This window comes from Nonomuraea sp. LP-02 (assembly GCF_036289125.1).
GTDB lineage: Bacteria > Actinomycetota > Actinomycetes > Streptosporangiales > Streptosporangiaceae > Nonomuraea > Nonomuraea bangladeshensis.
The window spans coordinates 373,992-393,190 of sequence record NZ_JAXCLK010000002.1; the positions used below are offsets into that span (position 1 = coordinate 373,992).

Annotated in this window: 13 protein-coding genes and 1 pseudogene; 8 read left to right on the forward strand and 6 right to left on the reverse strand. The window is 70.3% G+C overall.

What is annotated here, in order from left to right; genetic code table 11:
• Positions 1-30: 30 nt before the first annotated feature.
• From SMD20_RS44965 to SMD20_RS44975, 3 genes and pseudogenes are all read left to right on the forward strand, one after another.
• Positions 31-2,028, forward strand: a pseudogene (locus tag SMD20_RS44965) (family 78 glycoside hydrolase catalytic domain); the annotation flags it as partial.
• Positions 2,029-2,128: 100 nt separating this feature from the next.
• Entirely contained in the window at positions 2,129-2,227 is a 99-nt protein-coding gene (locus SMD20_RS44970) for a hypothetical protein (RefSeq protein ID WP_329594754.1), read from the forward strand.
• A gap of 30 nt (positions 2,228-2,257) precedes the next feature.
• Complete coding sequence (locus SMD20_RS44975; protein WP_329593516.1) at positions 2,258-3,685, forward strand: MFS transporter; 1,428 nt, start codon at positions 2,258-2,260, stop codon at positions 3,683-3,685.
• Here SMD20_RS44975 and SMD20_RS44980 read toward each other — a convergent pair.
• Both SMD20_RS44980 and SMD20_RS44985 read right to left on the reverse strand, forming a co-directional pair.
• Positions 3,678-5,657, reverse strand: a complete 1,980-nt coding sequence (locus SMD20_RS44980; protein WP_329593518.1) for a hypothetical protein — start codon at positions 5,655-5,657, stop codon at positions 3,678-3,680. The genes SMD20_RS44975 and SMD20_RS44980 overlap by 8 nt on opposite strands.
• A 9-nt stretch (positions 5,658-5,666) precedes the next feature.
• On the reverse strand, positions 5,667-6,680 hold the full coding sequence (locus SMD20_RS44985) for a hydroxyacid dehydrogenase (RefSeq protein ID WP_329593520.1): 1,014 nt from the start codon (positions 6,678-6,680) through the stop codon (positions 5,667-5,669).
• A 202-nt stretch (positions 6,681-6,882) separates the two neighbouring features.
• On the opposite strand from SMD20_RS44985, the gene SMD20_RS44990 reads away from it, so the two are divergent.
• The 4 genes from SMD20_RS44990 to SMD20_RS45005 all read left to right on the forward strand — a co-directional run bounded on the left by SMD20_RS44990 (position 6,883) and on the right by SMD20_RS45005 (position 11,631).
• Positions 6,883-7,860 carry an ABC transporter permease gene (locus tag SMD20_RS44990; protein ID WP_329594757.1) on the forward strand — a complete coding sequence of 326 codons (978 nt, stop codon included), beginning with the start codon at positions 6,883-6,885 and terminating at the stop codon, positions 7,858-7,860.
• Entirely contained in the window at positions 7,857-8,744 is an 888-nt protein-coding gene (locus SMD20_RS44995; protein WP_329593522.1) for a carbohydrate ABC transporter permease, read from the forward strand. The genes SMD20_RS44990 and SMD20_RS44995 overlap by 4 nt, the downstream gene beginning before the upstream one ends.
• A 21-nt stretch (positions 8,745-8,765) precedes the next feature.
• Positions 8,766-10,418 (forward strand): extracellular solute-binding protein, encoded by a 1,653-nt coding sequence (locus SMD20_RS45000; RefSeq protein WP_329593524.1) that lies wholly within the window; start codon positions 8,766-8,768, stop codon positions 10,416-10,418.
• A gap of 130 nt (positions 10,419-10,548) precedes the next feature.
• Positions 10,549-11,631: a LacI family DNA-binding transcriptional regulator gene (locus tag SMD20_RS45005; protein WP_329593526.1), complete on the forward strand. Its 1,083-nt coding sequence runs from the start codon at positions 10,549-10,551 to the stop codon at positions 11,629-11,631.
• A gap of 13 nt (positions 11,632-11,644) precedes the next feature.
• Here the strand turns inward: SMD20_RS45005 and SMD20_RS45010 are convergent, their stop codons facing one another.
• From SMD20_RS45010 to SMD20_RS45020, 3 genes are read right to left on the reverse strand one after another with little or no spacing between them, the layout of a single operon-like run.
• Positions 11,645-12,415: an endonuclease/exonuclease/phosphatase family protein gene (locus tag SMD20_RS45010; RefSeq protein ID WP_329593528.1), complete on the reverse strand. Its 771-nt coding sequence runs from the start codon at positions 12,413-12,415 to the stop codon at positions 11,645-11,647.
• Position 12,416: 1 nt separating this feature from the next.
• Positions 12,417-15,146, reverse strand: a complete 2,730-nt coding sequence (locus SMD20_RS45015; RefSeq protein WP_329593530.1) for an exo-rhamnogalacturonan lyase family protein — start codon at positions 15,144-15,146, stop codon at positions 12,417-12,419.
• Positions 15,147-15,176: 30 nt separating this feature from the next.
• A complete protein-coding gene (locus SMD20_RS45020; protein WP_329593532.1) occupies positions 15,177-17,006 on the reverse strand; it encodes a rhamnogalacturonan lyase family protein in 1,830 nt (609 codons plus the stop codon).
• A gap of 382 nt (positions 17,007-17,388) precedes the next feature.
• On the opposite strand from SMD20_RS45020, the gene SMD20_RS45025 reads away from it, so the two are divergent.
• Entirely contained in the window at positions 17,389-18,426 is a 1,038-nt protein-coding gene (locus SMD20_RS45025; protein WP_329593534.1) for a rhamnogalacturonan acetylesterase, read from the forward strand.
• Here SMD20_RS45025 and SMD20_RS45030 read toward each other — a convergent pair.
• The gene (locus SMD20_RS45030; protein ID WP_329593536.1) at positions 18,419-19,102 is read right to left on the reverse strand and encodes a DUF998 domain-containing protein; all 684 of its coding nucleotides are present in this window, start codon (positions 19,100-19,102) and stop codon (positions 18,419-18,421) included. The two genes, SMD20_RS45025 and SMD20_RS45030, sit on opposite strands and share 8 nt — an antisense overlap.
• Between the last annotated feature and the right edge of the window lie 97 nt (positions 19,103-19,199).

A 19,199-nucleotide genomic window follows, 5' to 3' on the forward strand; every position in this document is an offset into this window, starting at 1 on the left:
GGAACCATCAGCGTGCTCGACCACGCCTTCATGATCACGGCGGATGCGGAACGCGGCGCCGCCCTCCTGCTCAGCACCCGGCTCGCGCTCGCCCAACCGGCCTCCCAGGTGGTACGGGCGACCCTCAGGGCGACCGCCCACGGCGCGTACGAAGCGCGCATCGGCGCGCGTCCCGTGAGCGACGCCGTCCTCTCCCCCGGCTGGAGCTCCTACGAGTGGCGGCTGCAGGTGCAGGAGTACGACGTCACCCACCTGATGGCCGACCTCGTCGATGTCGAGGTGCTGCTGGGGAATGGGTGGTGGCGCGGCGGCCTCGGCTTCACCGGCCTGAACCTGGACTACGGCCCGTCGATCGGCTTCATCGCCGAACTGGAGGTGACCTACCGCGACCGCGCCACCCAGGTGGCGGTGACCGGGCCGCACTGGACCGCGCGCCGCTCTCAGGTCACCGAGAACAGCCTGTACGACGGAACGCGCATCGACGTGCGCCCGCCGTCCGGCGAGCAGTTGCCCGTCCGCGTGCTCGACTTCGACCGCTCCACGCTGGTGACGCAGACCAAGCCGGCCATCACCCGGCACGAAACCCTGCGGCCGGTCCGTACGTGGACCTCGCCCAGCGGCAGGACGCTCGTCGACTTCGGGCAGAACCTCGTCGGCTGGATCCGGCTGCGGGCCTCCGGCCCGGCCGGGACGGAGATCACCGTCCGGCACGCCGAAGTCCTCGAACACGGGGAGCCGGCCACCCGTCCGCTGCGCGGCGCCCGCGCCACCGACACCTTCGTGCTGTCCGGCGGCCCCGAGGACGTCTTCGAGCCCACGCTCACCTTCCACGGCTTCCGCTACGCCGAGATCAGCGGGCATCCCGGCGACCTTGAAGCCGTGGTGGTGCACTCGGACATGCGCCGCATTGGCACGTTCGAATGCTCGAACCCGCTGGTCAACCGGCTGGTCGAGAACTCCGTCTGGGGTCAGAAGGGCAACTTCCTCGACCTGCCCACCGACTGCCCGCAACGCGACGAACGCCTCGGCTGGACCGGTGACATCGCCGTCTACGCGCCGGCCGCCTGTTACCAGTTCGACTGCGCCGACGTGCTGCACGGCTGGCTGCTCGACCTCGCCGTGGAGACCGAGCATTCCGGCCATGTCCCGTTCGTGGTGCCCAATGTGCTCAAGCTCGCGCCCGCCGAGGTCCGCGCGAAGAGCGAACCCATGCTCGGGCCCACCGCGATCTGGGGCGATGCCGCCGTCTGGGTGCCCGAGAGCCTGTGGCACGCCTACGGCGACCGCGACCGGCTGGCCGAGCACTACCCCGCCATGGTCCGGCACCTGGAGGGAGCCGAAGCCAGGCTCTCCCCGTCCGGACTGTGGGACACCGGCTTCCAGTTCGGCGACTGGCTCGACCCGGCCGCACCACCCGACCGGCCCCACCAGGCGAAGGCCGACCCAGGAGTCGTCGCGACGGCCTGCCTGTACCGCAGCGCCCGCTTCGCCGCCGACACGGCCGGCGTCCTGGGCGAGGATCAGGACGCCCGCCGCTGGAGAGACCTGGCGGGCCGCACCCGCGAGGCCTTCCTGAAGCACTACGTGCACCACGACGGCACCATCCGCTCCGACGCGCAGACGGTCTACGCGCTGGCCGTCCATTTCGGGCTGCTGGACGGCGAGCTGCGCCAGGCCGCCGGCGACCGGCTCGCCGCCCTGGTCCAGGAGGACGATCACCGCGTCGCCACCGGCTTCGCCGGCACCCCCTACGTCACCTGGGCGCTCACCGAGACCGGCCACGTCGACGACGCCTACCGGCTCCTGCTCCAGGAGCGGTGCCCGTCCTGGCTCTACGCCGTCACCATGGACGCCACCACGATCTGGGAACGCTGGGACTCCCTGCTGCCCGACGGCACCGTCAACCCGGGCGAGATGACCAGCTTCAACCACTACGCACTCGGCGCCGTCGTCGACTGGCTCTACAAGAGCGTCGCCGGCATCCGCCCCGCCGAACCCGGCTACGCCCGCGTCCTCCTGCGCCCCACCCCCGGCCCGGGCCTCGACTGGGCCCGCGGCACCCTGGACACCCCCCCACGGCCGCGTCGCGTGCGGCTGGCGCCGCCAGGACGCGGGCTTCGACGTCGAGATCCACGTCCCGGAGGGGATCGAGGCGGACGTCGTCCTGCCCGACGGCGCCCGCCACACGGTGACCGGCGGCGCCCACACGTTCACCAGCGCTCTTTGACCTTCCACACCCCCCATGGGAGACGCTGCCATGACCACGACCCGACCCGTCCAGCCGCACATCGCCGAACCCTCGGTGCCCGGCACCTCGATGACCTACCTCGGTGGGTCCCCCTTCCGCCGCTACCTGCTTCTCTACATCCTGGCGATGGCGGGCATCACGGCGGTGTACGGCGGCGTCGGCGCCGTCATCCTGCCCCTGCAGGTCCAGGACATCGAGTTCGCCCACTGGTTCACCGGCCCCGACGCCACCGCCAACCTGCAGCAGCTCACCAACCTCAAGGCCCAGATCGACGCCGGCGCCGCCACCGCGACCGCGCAGCAGCGACACCAGCTCGACCTGCTCGCCTCCTACGAGGCGGCCCGCGCGAGCAGCCTGTCGATCGTCACCGCCGTCGGCTCCATCGCCACGATGTTCGTCCAGTCCATCGCCGGGCTGCTGTCGGACCGCACCCGCTCGCGCTGGGGCCGGCGCGCCCCGTGGATCGCCGGCGGGGCCGTCCTCGGCGCCGCCCTGATCATCGGAGCCCGGTACTCGGCCGGCATCGGCCTGCTCATCGCCACCTGGGCCCTCGCCCAGCTCGCCATCAACGCCGCCCAGGGAGCGCTGGGCACCACCGTCCCCGACCGCATCCCGCACGACAAGCTCGGCACCGTCTCCGCCCTGTCCGGCATCGGCACCCTGTTCGGCGCGCTGCTCGGCTCGGTCGCCGCAGGCACCCTGTTCGGCGCGATGGGCCTGGACGCCTACTTCCCCTTCGCCCTGGCCCTGGCCGTCACCGGCCTGCTGTTCGTACTGATCGCCCGCGACCGCTCCTCCACCGGGCTGCGGCTTCCTCCGGCCAACTGGCTGGCCCTGCTCAAGTCGTACGTCATCCCGCTGCGCTCGGCCGACTTCCGGTGGGTCTGCGTCGCGTCGGTGACGATGATGTTCAGCTACGGCGCGTCCAACGCCTTCAGCCTCTACATGATGCAGAGCTACATCCAGCCCGCCCTCAGCGCCGCCGAGGCCACCCGGCTCATCCCGCTGATGTCCCTGACCGTCCTGCCGGGCACCCTGGTCGCGATGCTCGTCACCGGCCGGCTGTCCGACCGCATCGGGCGGCGCAAACCCTTCGTGATCGGCGCCTCGGCACTGTTCGCCGTCTCCATGCTGGTGCCGCTGCTGTGGCCGACGCTGGCGTCGCTGTTCGTCCAGAACGTCATCGCCGGCCTGGCCGCCGGCTGCTACCTGGCCGTGGACCGGGCCCTGCTGATCGACGTGCTGCCCGACAAGCAGGCCGCCGGCCGCGACCTGGGGCTGGGCAGCATGAGCTTCAGCTTCGGCCAGGCCGTCGGCCCCGTCGTCGCCGGCCAGCTCGTCGCCCTGACCGGCGGCTACGGCGTGGTCTGGGTGCTCTCCCTGCTGACCGCGGTCGCGGCCGCCGCGGCCATCATGCCCGTCAAGAAGGTCAGGTGAACGACGCCCCGGACGTTCGCAGCAGGAGCGCCAGAGCCCAGTCCTGATCGTTGGCCAGGGGGTCCGGCCGATGGGCCGGGCGGCCGTCCACGCAGCTCGGCAGGACGAAGGCGCAGGTCGCGCGGCCGTCCGGGGTGAAGTCGACGAGGTTGGCCGCGAAGATCGCGTCCGCGGTCCGCTGGTTCTCCTCGGTCCTCAGCTGCGCGGGGAGCCGGCGCAGGGCCACCGCGGTCAGGACGCTCCAATAGTGCGGGAAGACGTCGCCCCACTGCCGGTCGATGCCGAACCAGTAGCCGTCCCAATGCCGGATGCCGACGTCACGCAGCCGCACGTGCGGCTGCGGCCCGCCAAAAGCCCGTAGCCACGTCACCGCGGGACGCAGTGCGGCGACGAAGCGCTCATCGGGTCGCAGGGCGTACGCGGTCGCGAACAGGCTCACCAGCGGCGCGACCATCGACTGTTCGTACGTGACCTCGTGTGCCGGCAGGTCGGTGCCGAGGTTCACGAAGCGATCGGCGTGGTCGATCAGGGCCGCGCGCAGCGCGCCCGCCCGCTCCGGGTGGCCCTGGCCCTCCAGAGCGTCGGCGACCGCGGCGACGGCCTCGGGGTGTCCGATCAGGAGCTGGTCGGCCGCGCCCAACGCGTAGCCGGACTCCAGAAGGGACGCGGCGAGGTCCAGGTCGGCGCCGTCACCGTAGAGGTCGAACTCGTCGAGGAAGAAGTGCGCGAGCCACGGCGTGTTGTAGAGCCGCAACGGCTCGGCGCCGGGGCGGCTGCTGCGGTGTACGGAGCCGTCCGGCTGGATGAGCCGTTCTCGGGCGAAGCGGGCGAATCCCCGCAGCGCGTCGTCGATCGCCCGCCGATCGCCCCAGCCTCGCCGCCGCGCCTGTTGCAGCAGCACGGCCATCCCGATCCGCTCGGCGCCGTCGCTCCAGTCGGGCCAGCCGTTCTCCGTCTGCCGTAACCCGGTGCGCGTGTCCACAGGGACGAACGCGTACCGCTCAGGAGCCGGCCGCTCGGCCGGCCGATGGTCGTGGAGGATGCGTTCGACGCGTGCCTCGGTGAGGAGCCGGACCGGAGCCAGGAAGGCGATCGCCGTACGGCTCATGCGCCCGTCCCGCTCCAGGTCGAGGTGCCGGACGCCGTGGCGGACGGCGGCCTCCCCGGGCAGGAGCTTCGTTCCGGCGGCGAGCTCGACCTCCAGGTTCGTGCCGAGCGGCGCGGTCAGCGAGGGCAGCAGCGCCGGAGCGTCCGTGGCGGCGAGGAACTCCTCGCGGCTGTCGTACCAGCCGAGTTCCCACGACAGGGTGTAGCTCTCCCCCGCGGCCAGCGTCAGGATCGGCTGCCCGCCGAAAGCCTCGGGGTTGCGGGCATGATCGGTCGGGTGAACGAGGAGGTGCCCTCGGGCGTTCGACGAGGTGCGCCGGTTGCGGGACTCGACCGAGTACGCCCACAGGCTCCCCTCCCGCACGATCACCCCGAGCAGCGGCGACGCCCCGGACATCGGCTCGGCCAGGATCCATGACCATGCTCCGCCGGTGAAGACGTGCGCGTGACAACCGCGGGCCAGCGCCGACCTCGCCCCGTCGTAGACGTCACGTACCGGCACGTTGACCGCCAGCCCCGTGATCTCGACGGCGCGGTCGCCGGTGTTCGTCCACCTGTAGGTCTCGGCCCAGTGGTCGCCGTCGGTGCGGCGGGCGATGCTCAGCTCCAGGTCCGGACGCGGCCGATGCCACGCGGTCACGCCGTCGGCGTGCCGGTCCACCGAGTTCGCCGTCTGCCATCGGCCGGACCCCTCCGGCGTGATGACGAAACCGGAGCCCCAGGAGTGATCGGGCCCATGCCATGCCTCCAGGGTCTCGCTGAGGAGGTAGACCCGGCCGGGGTCCCGGGGATGCCGGAACGCCGTCGGCGCTCCGTCGGGGCCCAGCTCGACACTGCCCCCGCCGAACGTGAACTTCTTCGTCATCTGCTGACCTCAGGCGATGTAGGGCAGTTGCGCTGGTTCGACCTGTCCGAGGAGCGGCACACCGTTGACGTACCTGCCGACCTCGGCCACCGCGAACTCGCCGAGCCTGCGCATCTCACGACCCTGCGCCCCGGCCAGGTGCGGCGTGATCAGTACGTTGGGCAGGGCGAAGAGCGGATGTCCGGGTGGCAGCGGTTCGGGCTCTGTCACGTCGAGGACGGCGGAGATCCGGCCGGTGGCGCACGCTGCGGTCAGCGCCTCGGTGTCGATCAACGAGCCGCGGGCGGTGTTGATGACGACGGCGCCGTCCGGCAGCAGGGCGAGCCTGCGGGCGTCGAGCATGCGGCGGGTCTCGGGCAGGGCGGGGGCGTGCACGGTGACGAGGTCACTGCGGCGGCAGAGATCGTCCAGGCTCACCGGCTCGACGCCGAGGGCCGCGGCTTCGGCCGTGCTCACGTGGGGGTCGTACAGCAGCACCTCCACGTCGAAGGCCCGCAGACGCCGCAGCACCAGCCTGCCGATCCGGGAGGCGCCGATCACGCCCACCGTGCAGTCGTGCAGGCCGGTGCCGTCGCCGGAGAGCCAGTCCCTCGGGCTGTCCTCGCGGGCGGCGGCGTAGCGCCGGGCGCGGCTGAACGCGCGCTTGGCGCCCAGGACGAGCATGGCGAGGGCGTAGTCGGCCACCGGGACGGCATTGGCGTCGGCCGCCGAGGACACGACGATCCCCCTGTCGAACACGGCGGGAGCGACACGGGACTTGACGGTGCCGGCGGCGTGGATGACGGCCCGCAGCCGCGGCGCGGCCGCCAGCACCGCCTCGTCGATGTGCGGGCCTCCCCAGCCGGTGAGCAGGATGTTCGCCTCCGCCAAGGCGGCGACGGCCTCCGGTCCGTCGAAGGAGGTGAAGGTGGTCGCCGGGTCGATGTCGGCCAGTTGCCGTAACCGGGTGAGCAGATCGGCCGGGAAGACGTCGCCGAACGCCCAAGGGGCGATGGCGAAGACCGCGACGGGTCGCCGTAGCACGGATCAGCTCCTATGAGACGTGGGACATCCATGTAAACGCTTCCTCAGTTCGCCGCCACTGTACGAGATCACGTCCCCCATCACAACGCTCCTTCTCCAGGAAGACTCCCTGGAACCGCTATTGACGGTCCTATGTAACCGCTTTATGTTGATGAACATTCTGTTTCGAGCCCGGCACGCGAGAGAGGCGTAGCACGTGAGCATGACGCGGGTCCGCAGCGACACGGGCGCGGCCAGCCCGCCCACAGAGAGGACAGGGACGCCGGCCACCCGCTTCGGCCCGCTGCGCCGCATCCGCGCCGACCGCGTGCTGCTGCTCATCGCGGTGCCGGGCCTGGTGTACTTCCTGGTCTTCCACTACGGCGCGCTGTTCGGCAACGTGCTGGCGTTCATGAACTATGTCCCGTTCCTCGGGATCTCGGGCAGCGAGTGGGTGGGCCTGGCGCACTTCGAGCGCATGCTCACCGACCCCGAGTTCTGGAACGCGGTGCGCAACACCCTGACGATCGGCGTCCTGCAACTGGTGTTCTTCTTCCCGGCCCCGCTGGCTCTGGCCCTGCTGCTGCACAGCATCGTCGGCGACACGGTCAGGAAGTTCGTGCAGAGCGTGGTCTACCTGCCGCACTTCCTGTCGTGGGTGATCGTGCTGGCGCTGTTCCAGCAGATGCTCGGCGGCGCGGGCGTGGTCAACGGCTGGCTGTCCGACCTGGGCGCGGGCGGCATCTCGATCATCGGGAACCCGGACGCGTACGGGCCGCTGGTGGTCGCCCAGCTCATCTGGAAGGAGTGCGGCTGGGCCACCATCATCTTCCTGGCCGCGCTGTCGCAGGTCGACGAGCAGCAGTACGAGGCCGCCGCCATCGACGGCGCGAGCTGGGGCCGCCGCCTGTGGCACGTCACCCTGCCCGCCATCCGCCCGGTCATCGTGCTGCTGCTGGTGCTGCGCCTGGGCGAGTTCCTGTCGATCGGGTTCGAGCAGTTCTTCCTGCAACGCCAGTCGGTCGGCCCGGAGACCGGCGAGGTGCTGGAGACGTTCGTCTACTTCACCGCCTTCGCCGGCGGCGACTTCGGCTACGCCGCCGCCGTCGGCCTGTTCAAGGGCGCGATCGGCGTCGTCCTCATCTACACCGCCAACAAAGTGGCACACCGGCTCGGCGAGCAGGGGGTTTACAAGGCATGAGCACCATGCGAGCGCCCGCCTGGACGGGCCGCCCCAGCGTCGCCGTCCGCGCGCTCAAGGCGGTCGCGCTGACCGTCGTCGTGCTGCTGGTGCTCTTCCCGCTGTGGACGGTGCTGGCCACCAGCCTGGCGAGCCCGCAGAACGTCATCGACAACGGCGGCTGGGTGATCTGGCCGACGGAGTTCTCCTTCGACGCCTACGGCGACATCCTGGCCGGCGGCATCATCACCCGCGCCCTGATCATCAGCACCGGCATCACCCTGGTCGGCACGGCTCTGAGCCTGGTCTGCACCATCGCGCTGGCCTACACGCTGAGCCGGCCCAAGGTCTACGGCGGCAAGCCGATGCTGCTGCTGGTGTTGTTCACGTTCCTGTTCCCGCCCGGCATGGTGCCGCTGTTCCTGGTCGTGCAGAGCGCCGGCCTGGTGGACGACTACGCGGCGCTGATCCTGCCGTTCCTGATCAACGTGTTCAACCTGGTCGTGATGCGCGGCTTCTTCCAGTCGATCCCGCAGGAGCTGATCGACGCCGCCCGCATGGACGGCGCCGGCGAACTGGCGATCCTGCGCAAGGTCGTGCTGCCGCTGTCCAAGGCGGTCATCGCGGTGATCGGCCTGTTCTACGCGGTCTCGTACTGGAACCGCTTCTTCGAGGCGATCATCTACTTCAACGACCAGGGCAAGTGGCCGATCGGCACCGTCCTGCGCCAGTACGTCACCGGCGGCGCCTCCCTGTCGGAGACCGCGGGCGAGATGGCCACGGCCTCGCCGCAGTCGGTCCAGATGGCCGTCGTCATCCTGGCCACCCTCCCGATCGTGTGCGTGTACCCGTTCCTGCAGCGCTACTTCGCCAAGGGCGTGCTCACCGGCGCGCTCAAGGCCTGAACCCCCCGAAGGAACCCCGTCATGGACCACATCATCAACCGCCGCGGCCTGCTCAGGATGGCCGGCGCGGGAGCCCTCGGCCTGGCCGCCGCACCCCTGCTGTCCGCCTGTGGCGGCAGCGGCGGCGGCGCGGGCACCGGCAGCGTCTCCAACGCGGGCAAGCAACTGGCGCCGTGGCCGACCTACGTGCCCTTCGCCGGGCCGAAGCCGGACGCGCCCGGCGACGACACCGGCGTGCAGCCGCTCTACCTGAAGTACCCGGAGACGCTGACGCAGTCGGTCAACGACACCGTCGGCGACGGTTCGAAGGTGACCGCGCTGGTCGTGACGTACGGCCCGCCGCCCGCGCCCGTCACCCAGAACCGGTACTGGCAGGCGATCAACAAGGCACTCAACGTCGACCTGCAGGTGACGGTCGTCCCCGACCCCGAGTACGGCCAGAAGATGACCACCTTGATGGCCTCGGGCAGCGACCTGCCGGACATCATCATGTTCACCAACCTGGCGCTGCCGCACTCCCTGGAGTTCATCCAGGCCCGATGCGCCGATCTGTCGGAGTTCGTCGCGGGTGACGCCGTCAAGCAGTACCCGAACCTGGCCAACATCCCCACCTACGCCTGGAAGGGCATGGGACGGATCAACGGCAAGATCTACGGCGTCCCGCTGGAGCGGCCCATGCCGGCCAACAGCCTGTTCGTCAACCGCACGGCCATGAACGAGGCGGGCATCCCCAAGGACTGGACCGCCGAGCAGTACCTGGAGGCGATGAAGGAGCTCAGCGGCGAGCGCAAGTGGGGGCTCGGCTGGTACAAGACGCTCTTCACCGGTCTGGGGTGCATCACCTACCACGCCGGCGCGTTCGGCGCGCCGAACACCTGGGCGGTCTCGGGCGGCCAGTTCACCTCGACGATCGCCACCCCGCAGTTCGAGCAGGCCGTCGACGTCATGCGCAAGCTGGTGGAGGCGGGGTCGGTGCATCCCGACAGCCTCACCGTCAGCTCCACCGACATGCAGAGCTACTTCTACAACGGCACGGTCGCCTCGTCCCAGGACGGCTTCGGGTCGCTGACGCTGACCACCCTCACCAAGATCAACGGCAGGTACGAGCTCGACCTGGGCCGCCCGTACAGCCCGCAGGCCACGCCCTGGCAGAGCGCCGGCATGTTCGGCTACGTCACCTTCAAGAAGGCCCCCGCCGACCGGATCAGACTGCTGCTGCGCATCAGCGACTACCTCAGCGCGCCGTTCGGCACCAAGGAGTACGAGCTGGCCAACTACGGCGTCGAGGGCGTGCACTTCACCAAGGAGGACGGCGGCATCAAGACCACCGACCTCTACCAGACCGAGAACAACAACACCCTCCCCTTCCGCTACATCGGCGCCGCGCCCTCGGTCCTCTACCTCCCCGGCCACCCGGAGACGGCCAAGGCCACCTATGAGTGGCAGCAGGCGACCTTGCCGAAGAGCGTCGCCAATCCCGGTCAGGGGCTGCGTTCGGCCACCCAGGTGAGCAAGGGCGCCCAGCTGAACCAGATCCTCGGGGACGGCATCGCGGCCATCGCCTTCGGCCGCAAACCGCTGTCGGCCTGGAAGGACGTCGTCCTCCAGTGGAAGCAGACCGGCGGCGACCAGGTGGCCAGGGAACTGGCCGAGGAGTACGCGGCGAACCAGTGACGCCCGCCGGGCGGCCGGGTGCAACCGCTTCCACACGGGACCGGGAGAGGTACGATTTGACACCTCCACACGGGAGCGAAACGATCGATGCAACCGGTTTACCAGCCGCAGACCAAACAGGTGAGGGTGCATGTCCCGGCGCGCGACATCCGAGGGTGAGGACCGGCGGGCGGTGACGATCCGCGACGTGGCCGCCCATGCCGGCGTGTCCGTCGCCACGGTCTCCCGCATCCTGTCCGGCTCCTACCCCAGCGCCCCCGCCACCCGCAGCAAGGTCATGAAGGCGGTCCGCGAGCTCGACTACGTGGCCAACGCCAACGCCCGCGGCCTGGCCGGAGCCCGCAGCCGCAGCGTCGCCATCATCGTCACCTCCGTCGTGTCGCCCCACTACGCGCACGTCGCCCAGGGCGTCCAGACGCAGGCCGCGCTCGAAGGCAAGCTCTGCATCGTCGGCACCACCGGCGGCGACCCCGAGCGAGAGCTCGCCACGGTCCAGCTCATGCGGCAGGAACAGGCCGAATGCGTGATCCTCGTCGGCAACGTCGTCAACAACGACGCCTACCGCGAGCGCATGGCCGACTACGCCCGGGCCCTGGCCGCCGCCGGCTCCCAGCTCGTCCTGTGCGGCCGCCCCACGCTGGGCCCCGACGTGCCCGCCCTCGTCGTCGAGTACGACAACACCGGCGGCGCCTACGCCATCACCAGCCATCTGCTCTCGGCCGGCCATCGGCGCATCCTGTTCCTCGGCCGCCGCGAGGGCTACACCACACCCGACAGCCGCGTCGCCGGCTACCGCCGGGCCCTGTCCGACTTCCGCGTCCCCCACGACCCCGGCCTGGAGCTGGACGGCACCATGGAGCGCAGCGAGGGCTACCGCATGATCAGGGAACGCCTCGCGGCCGGACCGGCCGACTTCACCGCGATCTTCGCCGGCAACGACCTCCTCGCCGCCGGCGCCCGGCAAGCGCTGCGCGAGCACGGGCTGCGGGTGCCCGACGACATCTCCATGGTCGGCTTCGACGACCTCCCCACGGCCGCCGACATCGACCTCACCACCGTCCACGTGCCCCACGAGGAGCTCGGCCGCACGGCCGTCCGCATGGCCTTGGAACGCGGGTCCGGCGAGGCCGGCACGGGCCACGTCATGCTCGGCACGCACATCGTCGTCCGCGACTCGGTGCGCACGCTGAAGCCCGCGCCACCGCGGCAGTGACTCCCGGCGCTGTTCACAGGGTCACCGTCGCATGCACGAGGTTGTGGTCCGACAGGCCGTCCGCGTCCTCGACGACCGCGCCGCCGACCTCGGCTCCGCGTACGACCACGTGGTCGATGAACTGTGACTTCGTGCCCGATGTGCGAGGTCGTGTCGGCAGCGCGTCCGGCGGGAGGTCCGCGACGGTGAACGTGGGGCCGAGGCCGGCGGCCACGGTGGCCCGGTCGGTGTTGAAGTCACCGAGCAGAACGACCGGCTCCGGCGAGGTGGCGGCCAGCTCGGCAAGGCGTTCCAGCTGACGTGCGGACCGTTGACCGGAGCTCACGTGGACGGCGATCACGAGAATCCCGGCGGTCTGTACGGCGAGCAAACCCTTGCCCGGATCTTCCTCGAAGGGTTCGGCGGCGATCTGCCGGGCCGGTCCGTCCACCGCCAGCACCAGGTATTCACGCGGATCATCGAGGGGGCAGGGGCCGTTGCGTGGTGCCGGGACACGCGGGTAAGGCAGAACATGGACCGTTCGGCCGGGCAGGGCACGACGGAGGCTTGCCAACTGGTCCCCGCTGACCTCCTGCAAGGCGATGACCTGCTCGGCACGGCCGGCGATGCGTGCCGTGACGGCGGCGATCCGCTCCGACTCGTCCGGCCAACGCCCCGGTATGTCCGCACCCCAGTTCTCCGCGTGGATGCGGTGCAGAACGTTCCAGGTCATCACAGTGATCATGAGTCGCCATCCTACTGAGGTCTGCCGCGCGTGCTCCTGGAGCCTGCGCGGCACGATCACCTCAGATGTGCTCCCCGACCAGGGCGAGGCACTGGAAGACGGCCAGGCCGTACTGCGCGCTGGCGTTCGTCGACAGGTTCGCCTCGTCGACGGGGTTCAGCACGGCCGACCCCTCGACCCGCCGGGAGGCGAACGGATGGTTGTCGGGGTAGCCGGCGTGGCCGGTGCGCAGCTCCTGCCAGGCACGCTTGGCGAGGGCCTGGTCGTTCAGCTGCACGGACGCGTAGGCGGTGGCCCGTGAATAGGCCTGCCGGAGGTTGAGGTTGCCCCAGTCGGCGCCGGTGACCTCCTTCTGCTCGGCCTTGGTCGCGTTGTAGAGGCGGCAGAACTCCACCCACTTCGCCTTCACGGCCTGGTCGTCGATCAGGCCGAGCAGCTCCGTCATGACCTCGATGAGCCCGAAGACGGAGCTGAGGCTGCCGATGCTCACCGACTTCTCCGTCATCGGGGCGAAGCGGCCGTCGGCCAGGTCGTACGTGACGTCCCCGCCCTGCACCCAGCCGTTGGGCAGCGCGGCGATCGTGGTGGCGCCGTTGACCAGCTTGGTCCTGGCGATCGGGTCGCCGCCCCGCTCCCACTCCGTCAGCCACGCCATCGCCAGGGAGCCCCAGTCGGTGGTCGTGCCGACGCCGAGCGCCTTGGGGTCCGGCTCGAACGGCCCGCCGCCCAGCTTGCGTACGGGGTCGAGCACGAGGAAGCTGCGGTCGGAGTCGATCAGGTCGTGCAGTACGTCGCCGATCCGCTCGTCGGCCGTCAGGAAGTAGTAGACGCGCTTGTAGCCGGCGTTGCTGATGCGCACCTGCTTGGCGCTGTCGCCCCAGTGCATGACGCCGTGCCGGGTGCCGAGGCCGCGCCACTTGCCGAGGTGGTACATGTCCACCTCGCTGGTGTGGCGGGTCATCGCCTCGGCGAAGCGGAACGCCTGCGCGTCCCCGGTGCGCAGGTAGTGGTACCAGAGCCACAGGTCGGTGGACAGCTCGGAGTTGTCCCAGGCGTAGCCGCCGACGTCGTAGCTCCACACGTGCCGGTCGCCGTCGTAGCTGTGCATGATGTCGCCGTAGTCCCAGAAGCCGTACCAGGAACGCTGGTCCACCTGCTCGCGGTGGTACTTGTGCATCAGGTCGAGCTTGTCCTCCAGCGCCGCCTTGGCCGGGACCGACCGGTCCACCGGCGACCAGGAGCCGAACACCCCCGCCGCGTGGTTGTGCGCCGGCGGGCTGATCAGCAGGGGCGGGGCGGCGTTGGCGGCGGCGAGCCGGGCGAAGCGCTCGCTCGCCGGGGTGGCCTCCAGCGCCCAGAACGTCAGCTCGGTGGTGCGCGCGACGCCGTACGGGGTGCCGAAGCCGGGCTCGTAGTCCTCGTAGGTGATCTCCAGGGCGTCGAGCTGCTCCGGGTAGGTGTCCTGGCCCATGCCGTCGTGGTAGAACCGCAGGTCCATCGCGCCCGCCCGGGGCGACCACATCCACACCGTGGCCTGAGCCTCGTCGGAGGCGGCGCCGGTGATCTCCAGCTCGGTCGGGTGGAGCTGCCAGAAGTTCCGCATGCCGAACGCCAGCCCGCCGGCCGGCCCGCCGACGTAGGCCAGTCCGGCTGCCCGGCGCCCGCCGTCCACGCGCACCCACGAGTGGCCTTCCTCGGTGCGCTTGTGGATCTCGAAGCCGTGCGCGTTGAGCTGGCTCAGCCGGTGGTCGCCCCAGGCCGGGACCCAGTGCAGGCGCGTGGTGACGCGCTGGTCCCAGGTGGCCGGGTCGGGGGTGGCCTTGCCCTGGTACTGGGCCTGCCGGACGGTCTGACCGGGGTCGCGGCGCAGGCCGGTGATGCCGCGTACGGCCTCGGCCAGCACGCCGTCGCCCTCGCCCGCGAAGCGGACGTGCCGGTCGTGCAGTTCGCCCCGCATCGGTACGGCGAAGCGCACGCCCAGGCCGCTGACGAAGTCCTTGCCCTCGTCGCCGTCGTAGACGAAGGTGTGCACCACGCGGATCGCGTCCGAGCCCGCGTACAGGTAGAACCGCACCGTGAACGGCAGCCACTCGCGCCGCCCCTTCTTGTGCTTGCCCTCCACCTTGACCACCGCCCGGACGGGGCCGCTCTGCTCGACCTTCACCGAGGAGACGTGGCTGCTGAATGACTCGATCTTGCCGGGCTCCTCGGGCTTGTCCTGGCGCGAGGCGATCAGGCGGCCGTCCTTGGCGACGACCGTCACGCCCCGCGTGATCGACTTGACGAGGTGCTCGCCCGAGCGCCCGAACGCCACGGTGATCACCCCGGTGTCCACGGTGACCTGGCCGCCGCTGGTCTTGACGACCACCGGCTTCGCGGGCTGCGCCGCCGTTCCCGCGCCGAGCCGGTACGTCCGCGCGCGCGGCTCGGCCCCGCTCACCGCGTGCGCGGTCCACTTCACCGAGCCGTCCGGCCAGAAGCCGATCGGCCACGACTGCACCGGCACCTGGGCACCCGCCTCGGTGGTGAGCGTGAACTGCTGCTCGGGCGCGAACGCGCCGCGCGGCCACGGCACGCCCCACGTCGTGCCGCCGGTCACCTCGGCGGGGGCGCCGCCGTCAAGCCACGTCAAGGTGATCGGGTCATGCCCTTGCAGATCCGCCGGCGCGGCCGTCGGGGTGGCCCGCGCGGTGGCCTCCGCGGTGGCGGGGCTCGCACCGCGGAAGGCCAGCGCCGCCGCGGCGCCCGCCGCCGTGGTGGCCAGCATGGACCGTCGGCTGATGTCAACCACGAGAATCAAACTCCTTCGATACGACGGGGGTCAGCTACCGGCGTAGCTGATGTTCGGCCGGGGCGGCGTGGTCATGCCGTCGCCGAGGTAGTAGTCGACGTGGTGGTCCTGCAGGTAGCCCTTGACGGTCAGGTCGTTGCGGTAGGCCGGGTTGTGGGCCAGCGTGTAAAGCCGGGTCGTGGTCGGCCTGTCGGTGGTGAAGACGAGCAGCTCGTCGTACTCGGGAGTGGTCATCACCACCTCCTCACGCCAGTCGCCGAGGATGTCGCCGATCAGCGCCGGATACTGCGTGCCGTTGTTGACCGCGCCGAAGTTCCACGTGCTCACCTGCCGGGACACACCGCCGGTGGCGGGGTCCCACTTCTCGATCCGGCCGTCGTTGAACAGCTCCGTGGTCAGGTCGCCGTCCCAGAGCACGCTCAGATGCGGCCAGGGGCCGGTGGCCTGGGTGAGCGTGTTGCTGCGGGCGTTGTAGACGCCGGAGAACGACCAGACCTCCATGCCCAGGTGGCGCGGGTCGATGTCGCCGGCCATGCCACGTCCGACGTCGCCGACGCCGTCCTCGACGTGCTGCCAGAGCATGTTCCCGTTCTTGGCGCCGTAGTAGTACTCGCGCAGGCCGCTGGGGTTGTCCTGCTGCACGCCGTACCCCTCCAGGCCGGCCCGGCGGGGGTCCATGTCCGCGATGTGCCAGCGGTCGCCGTGCACGACTCCCTCGTCGGCCAGGCTGTAGCGCAGGGTGCCGTCGCCGTTGAGAGCGAACCCGATCTCGGCGATCTCGTCATCGCCGTCCTGGTCCAGGTCGATGATGCGGGTGTTGTGCCCGTCGGGGGCGGCCTGTGAGCCGCGCAGCCACTTCCACTGCCTGGTCAGCGTGCCCCCGGAGAGCTTCCACGCGGTGTACATGAGATTGAAGCCGCCGTTGCCGACCCGGTTCTTCATGTACGCCACCAGGCTCGGCGTCATGCCGTCCAGGTAGCCGACGCCGAAGCGGGCTCCCATGGGGCCGTCGGCGAGATAGTCGGTGGGCACGGGGGCGCTCGCCCGCAGCGCGCCGGTCCGGCCGTCGAGGATGGCGATGGCCTGGTGGGTGTCGCTCGGCAAGCCGGTGTACGTCGTGCCGTTGCCGAACACCACCCCGTTCGCGATCCGTACCGCCACCTCCGCCCGGCCGTCGCTGTCGAGGTCGTGGACCGTGACGCCGTCCCAGTGGCCCACGTCGATTGCGGATGAGCCGGGCTCGATGTTGTCCTGGTCGGTGCTGTTCGGCCCCAGATTCACCGACCAGAGGAAGGCGCCGTCACCGCGGTAGGCCTCGATGGTCTGGGGTGAGGTCTGACGGTCGACCACGTAGTCGTACTCCCCGTCGCCGTTGAGGTCGCCCACCCAGACGAACTTCACCGGCCCGCCCGCGCGCAGGGGGACGCGGACGACGGGTTCGGTCGCGTGGCCGGCGGTCAGCGTGAAGGCGGCGCTCGGCGCCTGCTCGGCGCCGCTGATCACCGGCCGGACACGGTAGCTGTTGGCCTTGGTGAGGTCGGCCGTGGAGTCGGTGTAGTTGGTGCCGCCGGTCAGGACGGAGGAATTGAGCTTGACGTACGAGCCGCCGGCGGTCGATCGGTAGACGTTGAAGCCGATCCCGTCAGGATCCAGCCCCAGCAGCCGCCAGGTCACCAGCACGTTCGTGCTGCTGGAACGCACGGCCACGACGCCGCGGCCCAGGTCCTCCATCGGACGTGCGGCCGCCTGTCGGGTGAGGGCCGAAGCGTCCGCGGACGCCGGGGGCGCGGTCAGCGCCGTACAGGCGAGCAGGACGACGGCTGCGGGGACGGCGGCTCGATGTCGGCGTAAGGCATGCATGAACGTCTCCTTGTCACGAGGGGGAGCCGGTCACCGCTCCGGCCGAGAGACCGGGGGGACCGGGGCGTGCGGTGCAGAGGAGATGGAGCGGCTCGTCGAAACTCTCCCGAGTTGAACCGTTTACATGGCTGTCATCGGACCATAGGCAGGAACGCCAGTCAAGCCTTACCCTGACGCCGCCCTGCGCATCCCGGCCCCAGCACGTCGCAGAGAAGCGCTCTACCGCCTTATGACCAGGTCCTCAACGCGATCCGGGCGCCAGGAAGCCGCGCGGCGCCCTCCCGTGCGCCACCTCTGGATTCACACCACCTTCTTGCACAACCCCCGAGAAACCGTTTAAATCCGGGTGTCCGCCGCGAGCCCCGCGCCCCGAAGGAGCCTTGTGAGACGACACCGCCCTCTGCTCGCCATCGCCGCCCTGCTCACCCCCTTACTGATCGGCTCCCCCGCCCTCGCCGGCGGACATCCCCAACGGCCCGATGAAGATCTGACGTCCCACTGCACCGGGACGTCACCCATCGTCTGCACGTTCGACGTCCCGACCGGCAACTACGACGTGACGGTCGTGCTCGGCGACGCCCGAGTCGCCGCACAGACCTCCGTACATGCCGAGGTCCGGCGCTCGATGGTGCCGCTCACCACCACAGAACCGGGCAGGTTCGCTCGCCACAGCTTCGCCGTCAACGTCCGCGAGCCCGAAGGCGAGCCCACCGGCCCGCTCGGCACGCCCGGCCTGACGCTGACCTTCGACGGCCCCGCCCCGCACGTGGCCAAGATCAAGCTGGCCCCCGCCCGCCGGCTCCGCCAGATCTTCATCGCCGGCGACTCCACCGCCTGCGACCAGAGCAGCTACCCCTACTACGGATGGGGACAGGCGCTGCCCTCCCTCCTCGGCCGCGGCCTCTCCGTCGTCAATCACGCCGACAGCGGCGAGAGCAGCGTCACCTTCCGCGACGACGAGGCGTTCTTCCCCGCGATGAAGCCCCGCATCCAGCGCGGCGACCTCGTACTCATCCAGTTCGGCCACAACGACAAGACCACCACCGCCGAGGACTTCCGCGCCAACCTCTCGGCCATGGTCGCCGGCGTACGCGAACAGGGCGGCCGGCCCGTGCTGGTCACCTCCATCGTGCGCCGCCGCTTCCAGGGTGCCCAGCTCAACGACCTCGGCCTCATCATCCACGGCGGCGTGAACCTGCCCGCCGAGACCAGAGCGGTCGCCGCCGCCGAGAACGTCCCGCTCATCGATCTCACCGCCCGCACCGAGCAACTCGTCGAATCCCTCGGCCCTGAGGGCTCCAAGCCGCTCTACCTCACCGACATCAACGGCGACAACACCCACCTGTCCGAGTACGGCGCCCATCAGTACGCCGCGCTCGCCGTCGAGGAGTTGCGCGCAGCTCATCTCATCATCAGCTAGTCGCTGAGGGACGGCTCCACCCCTGCCAGATCGAAACGCCCGCGCAGGTGAGGCCGAGCAGGAACGGATGGACGGCGCCGCGTTCGAGGAGGCCGACGAGGACGTTGGCCCCCGAGATGACATCGGCGAAGTACGCCACCATCGAGACCAGACCGATCACGCCGACCGTGACCAGCGTTCGCCCGAATTTCGGGGAAAGTCCGACACGTCGGTGCATGCTCCCGAGCGCGATGGCCAGGACGTTGGCGCCGATGAACCCCGCCAGGGCGCCCAGGAGATGGAAGTCGCCGGTGCCGTCGTTCATCGCCTCGCCGGATCCGGGGAACAAGCCCAGCAGGACGCCGCCCGCGGCCAGCAGCGTCGCGGGCACGAGCGCCGCCCAGCGGTGCCGGCCCCGCAGGCCGCGCAGTGCGGCCACACCGGCCAGGATGGTGAGCCCGAACAGGAAGAATCCGGTGTTCATCACCCATGCCAGCGGTGAGTACATGTACTGCCCGAACAGCGTCGAGGGCCCGTGGACTCCGAGATCGCTGATGAAGTGGTACGTGTAGCTGTAGGGCGGATCTGTCCAGGCCGCGGCGGCGATGAACTCGGCGAGCAAGAAGATCATCGGCCCTCCGACGAGTAATGCTCCTGCCGACCGCCGCTGCGAAAGCGCGTTGATGTCGCTGGTCATGGTCATGGTCATGGTCCTTCCTGGAGTCGGAGCCGGTTGGCTTCACTCACACACTTACTATACCGAGACTACTTTTACCGTCAATGTAGGTGGAGTC

Excerpts from the sequence above, each read along its gene's own strand:
- SMD20_RS44995 (WP_329593522.1), top strand. The coding sequence starts at position 7,857 with ATGAGCACCATGCGAGCGCCCGCCTGGACGGGCCGCCCCAGCGTCGCC.
- SMD20_RS45000 (WP_329593524.1), top strand. The coding sequence starts at position 8,766 with ATGGACCACATCATCAACCGCCGCGGCCTGCTCAGGATGGCCGGCGCG.
- SMD20_RS45030 (WP_329593536.1), bottom strand. The coding sequence starts at position 19,102 with ATGACCAGCGACATCAACGCGCTTTCGCAGCGGCGGTCGGCAGGAGCA.
- SMD20_RS45020 (WP_329593532.1), bottom strand. The coding sequence starts at position 17,006 with ATGCATGCCTTACGCCGACATCGAGCCGCCGTCCCCGCAGCCGTCGTC.
- SMD20_RS45005 (WP_329593526.1), top strand. The coding sequence starts at position 10,549 with ATGTCCCGGCGCGCGACATCCGAGGGTGAGGACCGGCGGGCGGTGACG.
- SMD20_RS44980 (WP_329593518.1), bottom strand. The coding sequence starts at position 5,657 with ATGACGAAGAAGTTCACGTTCGGCGGGGGCAGTGTCGAGCTGGGCCCC.
- SMD20_RS44990 (WP_329594757.1), top strand. The coding sequence starts at position 6,883 with ATGACGCGGGTCCGCAGCGACACGGGCGCGGCCAGCCCGCCCACAGAG.
- SMD20_RS44975 (WP_329593516.1), top strand. The coding sequence starts at position 2,258 with ATGACCACGACCCGACCCGTCCAGCCGCACATCGCCGAACCCTCGGTG.